Annotated in this window: 9 protein-coding genes; 1 reads left to right on the forward strand and 8 read right to left on the reverse strand. The window is 70.7% G+C overall.

Going from position 1 to position 9,313, the window contains the following annotated elements:
* Positions 1-263: 263 nt before the first annotated feature.
* From VH969_RS04020 to VH969_RS04055, 8 genes are all read right to left on the reverse strand, one after another.
* A complete protein-coding gene (locus tag VH969_RS04020; protein ID WP_331970527.1) occupies positions 264-983 on the reverse strand; it encodes a DUF4393 domain-containing protein in 720 nt (239 codons plus the stop codon).
* A gap of 1 nt (position 984) precedes the next feature.
* On the reverse strand, positions 985-2,280 hold the full coding sequence (locus VH969_RS04025; RefSeq protein WP_331970530.1) for a DUF445 domain-containing protein: 1,296 nt from the start codon (positions 2,278-2,280) through the stop codon (positions 985-987).
* A gap of 67 nt (positions 2,281-2,347) precedes the next feature.
* Positions 2,348-5,059, reverse strand: coding sequence for a CHAT domain-containing protein (locus VH969_RS04030; protein ID WP_331970533.1), 2,712 nt, complete (start codon positions 5,057-5,059; stop codon positions 2,348-2,350).
* Positions 5,060-5,153: 94 nt separating this feature from the next.
* Positions 5,154-5,312, reverse strand: coding sequence for a hypothetical protein (locus tag VH969_RS04035; RefSeq protein ID WP_331970536.1), 159 nt, complete (start codon positions 5,310-5,312; stop codon positions 5,154-5,156).
* Between the two features lie 110 nt (positions 5,313-5,422).
* Complete coding sequence (locus VH969_RS04040) at positions 5,423-5,884, reverse strand: carboxypeptidase regulatory-like domain-containing protein (protein WP_331970539.1); 462 nt, start codon at positions 5,882-5,884, stop codon at positions 5,423-5,425.
* Positions 5,881-6,483 carry an RNA polymerase sigma factor gene (locus VH969_RS04045; RefSeq protein ID WP_331970542.1) on the reverse strand — a complete coding sequence of 201 codons (603 nt, stop codon included), beginning with the start codon at positions 6,481-6,483 and terminating at the stop codon, positions 5,881-5,883. Before VH969_RS04045 ends, VH969_RS04040 begins: the two co-directional genes overlap by 4 nt.
* A 187-nt stretch (positions 6,484-6,670) precedes the next feature.
* Positions 6,671-7,012, reverse strand: coding sequence for a hypothetical protein (locus tag VH969_RS04050; protein ID WP_331970545.1), 342 nt, complete (start codon positions 7,010-7,012; stop codon positions 6,671-6,673).
* A gap of 26 nt (positions 7,013-7,038) precedes the next feature.
* Positions 7,039-7,251 carry a PspC domain-containing protein gene (locus tag VH969_RS04055; protein WP_331970548.1) on the reverse strand — a complete coding sequence of 71 codons (213 nt, stop codon included), beginning with the start codon at positions 7,249-7,251 and terminating at the stop codon, positions 7,039-7,041.
* A gap of 100 nt (positions 7,252-7,351) precedes the next feature.
* Between VH969_RS04055 and VH969_RS04060 the strand changes: the two genes are divergently transcribed.
* Entirely contained in the window at positions 7,352-8,248 is an 897-nt protein-coding gene (locus tag VH969_RS04060; protein WP_331970551.1) for an AAA family ATPase, read from the forward strand.
* Positions 8,249-9,313 lie beyond the last annotated feature (1,065 nt).

The following is a 9,313-nucleotide window of genomic DNA, read 5'->3' on the forward strand; positions in this document are numbered from 1 at the left end:
TGACGCGCTCGGCGCTGCAGAACGCGGCCTCGATCGCGGCCCTGTTCCTGACCACGGAGGCCGTGGTCGCGGACAAGCCGGAGAAGGCCGCCGCCGCTCCGGCGGGCGACCCGACCGGTGGCATGGACTTCTGATCCAGCCAGTCAGTAGCGAAAGGCCCGGACGCGAAAGCGCCCGGGCCTTTTCGTTTTGGTCGGGTTGGTTGGGGACAAGGTTCCTCCGGTAAAGCACGGAGCGTCCTCAGCGATGAACAAGTGGACAACTCAGTCCAGCGGCAGGCACGTCTCGCAGAAGTCCTCGCCGAAGGGTGTCAGGTGGATGGACCGTCGCACCGTCTTCGGTGCCCGTCCCGCCTTGGCCATCGCCGCCTGAACCTCCGGCTGTACCTCCACCACCTGGTATCGCGACGGGTCGACCTCCTCGCGTGAGAACCAGATCAGGCCCAGCCGGAACAGGTTGTTCAGGTACGCGTTGGTCCGCGAGACGTGCCGCACGCCGGCCTGCCGCCCGATCATCGACAGCCCCGCCTCGATCAGCTCCGAGCCGATCCCGAGTGGACGGTTCGTTCGCACGTCCACAGTGGGCTGTGCGCCTTCCTTCGCCAGGAAGCGCAGGATCCGCGCCTCGTCCGGTGTCAGCTCGCCCAGGATCCGCTCGTATGCCGGATGCATGTCCTCCACGAAGTGGACGTCCGCGGACCGGCGCAGCAGCTCCGCGCCCCGCGCACGCAGCTCCGCCGCCGAGGAGCGATGCTCGGTCGCGGGCGGCGGGACAGGCGAGCCGAGCGCCGTTTCGACCGAGGACCGGAGGTCGGCGCCGAGGGCGCCGGCGATCGACGCGGGTGACTCGCCCGCCGCGAGCCCCCGGACCACCCGCGCTCCGGTGTGGACGGTCGTGCTCCACATCCACTGGGCCGTCGACCAGCCGGCGTTCGCCGCGATCCGCAGTAGGCCGGCGCCTTCCCGGATGGGGGAGTTGGACATCTCAGACTCCGAAGATCGCTAGGTGGATCAGGCCGGCACCGATGCCGAGCACGCCGCCGTGCACGAACAGCAGCCACTCGTCCTGCTTGATGGCCGAGCGCAGCAGCTCGTTGAACTCGTCGTAGCGCAGCTGGCGCATCTGCCGCGCCACGAACCGGTTGATCTTGATCGACTGCTGCTTGCCGAACTCCGTGTCACCGAACGCCGAGGCGAACTCGACCGCCTCGGTGGCCACCGCGTCGCGGATGCGGTCGTACCGCTCGGTGCCCATGCCGACCCGTACCGCCGAGCGCGCGAAGCCGACCGCGTTGTCGACCGCCGGGCGAAGCGATGCCTCCAGCATCGCCCGGGTGCGGTCCGAGCGCGGCCCGTGCAGCAGCTCGTCGCCGACGTTGCGCATGTTGATGATGTCGTCCGCGATGATCTTCGCCATCACGTCGCTCACCTCGGGCTGGCGGCGCAGGAACAGCCCGTGGAAGCGGAACGGGCCGATGCGCCGCGGGAACACCGGCTCGAAGATCAGCTTGATGCCGATCCAGTTCACCACCCAGCCGATCACCGCGCCGCCGAGCGGCAGCACCCACCAGTACGGGAACGCCTGCAGGATGAACACCAGCACGATGCCCATCGGAAAGCCGAAGTAGAAGCCGAAGTTCTGCATGAACCGCAGCTCCTTGCGGCCGACCTCGCGGAGCATGTCGTTCATCAGCTCCGGGTGCTCCTCGAAGTGCCGGATCACCAGCAGCTTCGCGTCGATGAGGTCCTCGATGTGCTCGCCCAGCTGGTCGGTCAGCCCGCGGATGATCACGGGCAGCCGCTCCTGGATGCGGGCGTGCACGGCCTCGCGGACGACCGGCGGCAGGTCGTGCCACAGCTGCGGGTGCTCGCGCTCCATGATCCGCTCGACCACGTCGCGGATCTCCTCCCGCGCGGTCGCCGCGATGTGGTCGGCGATCTTGTCCGGCTCGAACTCGCGGTAGAAGTCGCCGATGCTGCCGACCTTCAGCAGCGCCTTGTCCACGGAGATGCTGGCCATCTTGGACACCCGCGAGGGGATGATGCCCTGCCAGCCGAACCGCCCGTCGTGCGTGATCGCCGGGATGACCTGCACCCGCCGCGGCAGGTACGAGTACAGGAACCGCAGCCCGGGGAGCCGCGCCCCGTGGAAACGCATGGGCTGGAACAGCATGATCACGCCGGTCCAGTTCGTGATGTAGCCGATCACGCCGGTGAACAGCGGCACCGAGATCAGCGACGTCAGGAAGTGCGGGTCACTCCACTCCAGCGCAAGCGTCATGAAACCGCCCCTCGTCGCCCGACACCCCCCATGGTCATCTGCCGACGATCTTTGTGCAAACCTCGGTTCAGCCCGCGCCGAGCAGGATGAACGGGCGGCGCAGCGGGTCGGCGGCGGTCGCCTCGGCGAGCGCACGGGCCGGGCGGGTGCCCGACGCCAGGCGCCGGTGGTACTCGGCCATCGTCTCCGCGATGTCGACAGCCGCGCTCGTGCTCGCGAGCCTGCGGTGGTAGTCGGTCATCGTGAGCGCGGCCGACCGGTGCCCCACCCGGTTCACGGCCGCCACGACGGTCCGCGAGCCGCTCGCCAGCATCGCGCCGGCGAACCCGAGCGGCTCGTCACCCGGCCGGATGTGCGACAGCGCCAGCTCGCACGCGGCCAGCACGATGTGTTCCGGCGGCCGGTGCAGCCGCGCCACCTCGTGCGCGATCAGGCCGCCGTCGGCGAGCTCGAGCCGGGAGAAAAGCGCGTTCGCCGGCTCGTGCGTGCCGTGCGCGGCGATGTGCACGAGCTTCGCTCCGTCCATCGCGGACAGCACCGCCGCCGTCGTCGCCTCGGCGCCCTGCAGCACGACCGCGTCCGGGTAGACCGCGGTCAGCTGGTCCAGCTCGGACACCGACTCCGGCAGGTCCGGCCCGCACACGAGCACGACCCGCCCGTCCGTGCCGGGTGCCTCGGCGGCGCCGACCCAGGCCGTGGCCGACGGCGCGACCGACACCGCGCGCCCGCGCAGCGTCGGCAGCGACTCCCACGGCACCGAGTACAGGCCGCCGAACGGCACGATCACGAGCTCGCTGTCCGCGAACAGCTCCGTCGGGATGCCGTCCGGACCGAACAGCCACCGGTCCAGCAGCTCGATCCGGTTCAGCGCCGAGCGCGAGACGGCATTGACGAGCGGCTCGATGAGATCGTCCGGCGCGAGCGCGTCCAGGTCCGCGTGCAGCTGCCGGGCCACCTCGAGCACCTGCTCCTGGCGGCCGAGCCGGAACAGCCGCGTGCGCCCGCCGCTGACGACGACCGCGGCGAGGTCCTCGCCCGGGCCGGCGAAGCTGATCAGCGTCCGGTCGCCGAGCCGGTCGATGACCTCCGCCGCGGAGCACACCGGCCGCGGCTTGCCCCAGTGGCTCGTGTGCCAGCCGAGCCGGCTGACCTCCCGCTGCAGCATGGTGATCCGCCGCTCGAGGTGGGCCGTCGACCGCCGCTCGAGGCGGTACTGCTGGACGGTCCGCATCACCGCGCGCAGGTCGGCGACCGCGGTGGCGAGCTCGGGGTCGTCGATCGCGGGCTGCGGCTCGTAGCGGTAGATCTGCGCGCGGGTGCGTTCCTGCCAGTCGAGCAGCCGCCGCCCGTCCGCGTCCGTGCGCGCGTTGTCGAGCACGAGCTTCACCGCGAGCCGGCCGAGCTCGAAGCCGTGGATCGCGGTGCCGCACACCAGGTCCAGCCCGCCCATCTTGTCCCGCGCGGCGCCGAGCTCGGTCAGCCCGGCCTTCGCCTGGGCGAGCACGCGCCGGGACTGCCCGTGCGCGAGCGCCACCTCCGCGCGGCACAACCGCAGCAGCATCCGGTGGTCGATCGGCGCGATCCTGCTCGGCGCGGGCACCTGCTCCAGCAGCTCCTCGGCCGCGTCGACGCCACGGCGGCGCAGCGCGAGCCGGACCGCGAGCATCGTCGCGGTCGCGGCCTCGTCGGTGAGCCCGGCCTCCGCCAGCCGTTCCGCGAGCGCCACGGCACGCGCGGGCGTGGCGGTGCTGTCCACACCGGCGAGCGCCGCCTCGACCTCGGCGCGCAGCCGGGTCAGCGCGGCCACCTCCGCCCAGGGTTCGCTGCCCCGCTTGACGAAGTGGCTGCGTGCGGACGTCGCCAGCTGCTTCGCGAGCGTGAGGTCACCCGCCAGCAGCGCGGCCGCGGCGCGGGCGACCTCGGCCTCGGCGAGGTCCTGGCCGATCCGGTGCTCGCGCAGCTCGGGCAGCGCCTCGTCGAGGTGCCGGGCGGCCTCGTCGGCCAGCCCGGCCGCGAGCAGCGACCGCGCCTGGTCGATCTTGGTGCGCGGCACGAGCCCGGGAGCGAGCTCACGGAACGCCCGCTCAGCGCCCTCGAAGTACCGCAACGCCTCCGGGATGGCGCCGCGCAGCTGCGCGATCTCGCCGAGGTTGCCCTCCGCCTTCGCGCCGATGAGGGGGAAGCCGTGCTCCGCGGCCAGCGCCATGCACGCCCGCGCGTCCCGCTCCGCCGGGCCGGGGCGGCCCCCGGAGATGTGGGCGAGGCAGCGGTTCATGTACGCCCGGGCAAGCAGCTCCGGGTCCCCGGCCGGCCCGCCGAGCGCCTCCTCGAGCAGCGGGATGGCCTGGTCGAACAGTTCGACCGACTCGGCGATCCGGCCCGCGCGCAGCAGGATCAGCGCGTGCTGGTGGTGGGCGAAGCCGAGCAGGTACAGCTTGTGCTGGCCGTCGGCCATGCCGCCCACGAGGCTGCGCGCGGTGCCGAGGTGCACGAGCCCCTCGGTGATCGGCCCGGTCTCGGCCTGCACGTAGGCCATCGTCAGCAGCGTCTTGGTGCGCACGGTGATGGCACCGAGGTCGTCGGAGTCGACCGGAAGCGTCCGCAGTGCCCGGCGCAGCAGCTGCATCGCCGGGGCCGGCCGGGCCGCGGCCGCCTCCTCCACGGCTCGTACGCGTAACGCGGCCGCCGCCTCGACGCTGGCCGCGATCGCGTCGCCGTTGGCCAGTGAGGATCGGTCCGGCCGCGAACGCGGGGCACGTCGACTGCGCGCACTGGGCATGGGTCAATGGCAGCACATCGATGCCCCCACCTGTCCAGCAGGTGAGGGCATCTTGCGATGTGCGGTTGCGATACCGGCGGGACTACGAGCCGCGCTACACCTCGTCCGAGACGACGCTCTTCTCGGGTGCGACGCCGCTTTCGTGGTAGCCCTGCGGCGAGACGCCACTTTCGTGGTAACCGGTCGTGTGATCGGTCGAGCCGCAGATCTCGCACGGCTTGCGTGGGTCTGTCGGAGGCTTCGGGTTGGTCATTGCTTACTCCCCTTTCAGCAGACAGCTGCGTCCTCACCTGGAGAAGAGGCAAGCGATCACAGCGAGATACAGACAATATCTGCCGAACGGAGTAAGTGGGGCTATGTGGGCTACAAGTCGACAGTTGGTGTCACGACTGTTCGTGACTGTTCCGCGTGCATGCGTACCAACAACTGGGTGGTGCCGCGGGGCACCTCGGTGAGGACGAAACGACCGCCCTCATCTGCGGTTGTGGTCGACGAACCGTGGTCGGCCACGCGGACCTCGACGCCGTGCGCGCCGGCCGGCACCAGCCACCCGTCGATGCGCTGGCGCTCCCCCGTACGGGTGACGTTGACCATGACGGTCAGGTCGCCGACGAAGAACGTGATCGTGCCGGGCAGGCCGCCGCGCACGCCGGCGAGCGTGCGGTTGTCGGACCACCGGGCGACCTCGAGGTCGATGTCGTCGATGTCGTCGATGGCTACGGCGAACTGGGCACGCTCCACCAAGCCTGGCGGCATCGGATCGAGCTCGTGCACCAGCCGCGCCACTTGGGTCATCAGCTCGTCATCCGGGATGTGCGTTCTCATGATCCACTGTCCCCGTTGTACAGGGCCCGCAAGTTGTTCAAGCAGCGCCCTCTGGTCGGTCCGATACTGCCGTGCGGCATGTGCAGGGCCTCGGCGACGGCGCGGTACTCCGCGCGGCCGGCGAGGACGGTCAGCCGCAGCAGCTCCTGGCAGCGCTGCGTCAGTTTGTGGAACGCCGCCCACAGCTGCCGGTCCCGCTCGTCGCGCAGCACCTCGTGCTCCGGCGACGGGTCGGACGTGGGCATCTGCTCGGCGACCTCGCTGGACAGCTCGACCTGACCGGCCCCCCGGATCTGGACCCGCTGTGCCTCCCGGCGGGTCGTGGTGATGAGCCAGCCGGCCAGCGCCCGCGGTTCGGCGAGGCGGTCGATGTGCCGCAGCAGCGCGAGCCACACGGTCTGCACGACATCCTCCGCACTTGTCCGGTCGAGCCCGTTGCTCCGCGCCACGTGCCACACGAGCGGCGAGAGCTCGGCGACCAGCACATCGAACGCGGACCGGTCACCGGCCTGGGCGGCGATCATGCATGCCGCGTGCCGATCCCGGCCTTCGAGCCCTTCCCAGGGCTTGGCCATGCTTGCGGTCTGCAGTTCGGTCACCGCTGCCCACCCCGCTTCGTGGGTTGTGTTCCTGATGGCTCCAGGTCCATCGTGCCAACCCCCGGCCCCTCGCGTCTTCTCCGTTATCCGGTCACCCTTCCGGGCTATTCGAACGATAGATCGTCTCGGTAGTCAAGAGCGTGACTGTGCGGGCCAGATACCGGCCATTCGGGTGTTACCGGCGGGTTTAGGTGGTTCCGGCCACCAGGAGGAGCAGCGCGGCGAGCCCGAGGACGACGCCGGCGAGCAGCACGCCGAAGCCGCGGCCGAGCACGGCCCGGACGGTCCGCGCGCGGACGGCCAGCAGGCTCGCGGCGATGGCCGCCGCGAGCACCACGACGCAGAACACCGCGGCGGCGAGCACGGCGGTCCCGGTCAGCCCCGTCCTGGCCAGGAACGTCGGGCCGACGACGAGGACCGCGAGGCAGACGAGCGCGCTGACCGCGACCGCGAGCACGGCCGCGACCAGGACCAGCGCGCGGGCCGTGCCGAGGCGCGAGACGGTCGCGCGGTCCTCTTCCTCGGTCACGGCCTCACTCTATGGGTCTCCGCGGCTTACTCCTCGGGCACGATCATCCAGCAGACCAGGTAGAGGATGGCGCCGGTGCCGAAGCCGAGGAGCGTGGCCGCGACCAGGCCGATGCGGACGAGCGCGGCGTCGATGCCGAACATCTCGGCGATGCCGCCGCACACGCCGGCCACCATGCGGTCGGAGCGGCTGCGGCGAAGCGTGCGGGTGGGACGGTTCGGTGTCTCGGTGTCGTACATGAGTCCAGCTTCGCCGCCGGGCCGGTCGGGCACATCGGGGTCCGACCCTGGCCGCACCCGGATTCGCCTCGGGCGATCTCCCTACCCGTAGGCTCGGGGTGTGGTGGACGCGTCCTGGGCGCCGGTGGCCTCGCCGGACGAGCTGGCCGACTCGCTCGAGCGGGTCGGTTACCTGGCCGACGAGGGGGTCGCCACGGCGGCGTTCCTCGCGCTGCGACTGGGGCGCCCGCTGTTCTGCGAGGGTGAGCCGGGGACCGGGAAGACCTCGCTCGCGGCGGCGCTGGCCGAGGCGCTCGGCGTGGAGCTGATCAAGCTGCAGTGTCACGAGGGCATCGACTTCACACAGGCGCTCTACGACTGGGACTTCCCGCGCCAGCTGCTGCACCTGCGCGCGCTGGAGGCCGCCTCGCACGGCGAGCTGGACTCCGACGAGGCCGAGCGCTCCCTCTACAGCCGCCGGTTCCTGCTGGCCAGGCCGCTGCTGCGGGCACTGGAGGAGTCGCCCTGTGTGCTGCTCGTCGACGAGGTCGACCGGGCCGACGACGAGTTCGAGGCGTTCCTGCTGGAGGTGCTGGGGGAGAGCGCGGTGACCGTGCCGGAGCTCGGCGAGGTGCGCGCCGAGGTGCCGCCGCTGGTCATCCTCACGTCGAACCGGACCCGCGAGGTGCACGACGCGCTGAAGCGGCGCTGCCTGTACCACTGGCTCGAGCACCCGGAGCTCGCCCGCGAGGTGGCGATCCTGCGGCGCCGGCTGCCGGGCCTGTCCGCACAGCTGGCCAACCAGGTGGCGAACGCCGTGCGGCGGCTGCGCGAGGTGGAGCTGCTCAAGCCGCCGGGCGTGGCGGAGTCCATCGACTGGGCCGAGGCGCTCGGCGCGCTCGGTCGCACGGAGCTGGACGCGGCCGCCGCGGCGGCCACGCTCGGCGCCGTCCTCAAGTACCGCGAGGACGCCCAGCGCGTGGTGGCCGCCGGTCTGGACCAGATCCTCGCCGGCTGACCCGGGCGTAATTCGTTCGCTTCTTTCCTTGCGGTGTCGCATAGTTGTGCCCGGCGCGCGCCGAACCACAAGGAGGACACCGTGATCACCGTGACTCGGGGGAGTGAGCGGTAACACCGGTGTGCTCGCCGGATGGCGCCGTCGCGCAGACGCGGGCCGGTCGCGGTGCTCGCCCGCGGCGGCCGCCATCCGGTCACCGGGAGCCGTCCCTTCAGCTCCGAAGAGGACGGCTCCCCGAGAGGCCATCCGCAGACTCCCCGCGCCCGGCTTTCGCTACCTGGCCAAACGGTCGCGGCGGGGAGTCCCGCCCGGTGCCGGCTGCTGATCCAGCGGCACCGGGTACGGTCTCGATGGTCCATTTAGGATTCAGCCGCTCGGCCACGAAGCGTGTCCATGGGGCGCCATGTGTTGGCGATTGTCCAACAAGCAGCCACGGTATGGCGGACCTGCGGCGATACCTCGAGCGGCACAATGCCACGCGGCCCATTTCGATACAAATTTGGGGCCGTTCATCTCGTTTGCATTACCAACAGTAGTGGCAACGATTTGTCCACATGTCATTTCCGTGGCCCCTTCGAATGGGCCGGTCGGGTGAATTCGCGAGCTGGGTATGGCCTGTTCAGCGCTGTACGATCAGGCTGAGACATCTGGTCGAGGGATGCCGTGGACCAGATAACGGAACAATTTCACAGCTGTGTGTCAGGTGACGCAGATCGATTCGCCTCCCGATGTCAACCTCGAATTGTCGGGGGAAGTCGGGAATGACGGGGGGCGAGAAGGTGCGCGCGTACTGTCCAGTCTCGTTCGCGCTCAAGCTCGCGTTGTTCTGCCTGATACTGGGGCTGGTCGCCGGTGTGTGGCTGAGCTCTGCCGCTCTGTCCACATCGGATTCCCTGCCCTCCCGGCAACCACCGACCCAGGTGAGCGATGGGTCATCTGGGCAGTCGGGAGGAGAGGACCGGTGATGGAGTCACACGCCTTGATCGAACTGGCGACGACGCTCATCCGGCAGATCGGCTGACGTTTCCGATGCTGGGGGTGGAGTGGGGGGGGGGGGGGGGGGGG

Origin of the sequence: Actinophytocola sp. (assembly GCF_036555685.1) — a bacterium.
GTDB lineage: Bacteria > Actinomycetota > Actinomycetes > Mycobacteriales > Pseudonocardiaceae > Actinophytocola.

Excerpts from the sequence above, each read along its gene's own strand:
- VH969_RS04020 (WP_331970527.1), bottom strand. The coding sequence starts at position 983 with ATGTCCAACTCCCCCATCCGGGAAGGCGCCGGCCTACTGCGGATCGCG.
- VH969_RS04025 (WP_331970530.1), bottom strand. The coding sequence starts at position 2,280 with ATGACGCTTGCGCTGGAGTGGAGTGACCCGCACTTCCTGACGTCGCTG.
- VH969_RS04030 (WP_331970533.1), bottom strand. The coding sequence starts at position 5,059 with ATGCCCAGTGCGCGCAGTCGACGTGCCCCGCGTTCGCGGCCGGACCGA.
- VH969_RS04035 (WP_331970536.1), bottom strand. The coding sequence starts at position 5,312 with ATGACCAACCCGAAGCCTCCGACAGACCCACGCAAGCCGTGCGAGATC.
- VH969_RS04040 (WP_331970539.1), bottom strand. The coding sequence starts at position 5,884 with ATGAGAACGCACATCCCGGATGACGAGCTGATGACCCAAGTGGCGCGG.
- VH969_RS04055 (WP_331970548.1), bottom strand. The coding sequence starts at position 7,251 with ATGTACGACACCGAGACACCGAACCGTCCCACCCGCACGCTTCGCCGC.